The organism is Psychrobacter sp. PSi21 (genome assembly GCF_054960615.1).
In genome coordinates this window covers 1-260 of the sequence record NZ_JBHNYR010000061.1, presented here as the reverse complement: position 1 = coordinate 260, position 260 = coordinate 1, and the positions used below count along the sequence as shown (strand labels likewise).

The following is a 260-nucleotide window of genomic DNA, read 5'->3' as shown; positions in this document are numbered from 1 at the left end:
AATAAGCTTTAGCCGTAGTAGGCAGTAGCAGTCAATTCCATTTAAGGAATTAACTCTTGCGAGCCTAACAGAGCAGTGCTCTGTTTTAACGGCTCTCAGGGTCTGTAGCTCAGCTGGTTAGAGCACCGTGTTGATAACGCGGGGGTCATAAGTTCAAGTCTTATCAGACCCACCATTTTATATGGGGCCATAGCTCAGTTGGTAGAGCGCCTGCCTTGCACGCAGGAGGTCAACGGTTCGACTCCGTTTGGCTCCACCAT

Annotated in this window: 2 tRNA genes; both read left to right on the top strand. The window is 49.6% G+C overall.

The window, feature by feature from the left end:
- Positions 1-98: 98 nt before the first annotated feature.
- Positions 99-175 (top strand) — tRNA-Ile (locus ACFI32_RS14890).
- 8 nt (positions 176-183) lie between these two features.
- Positions 184-259: transfer RNA gene (locus ACFI32_RS14885), tRNA-Ala, on the top strand.
- The last annotated feature ends 1 nt before the right edge of the window (position 260 follow it).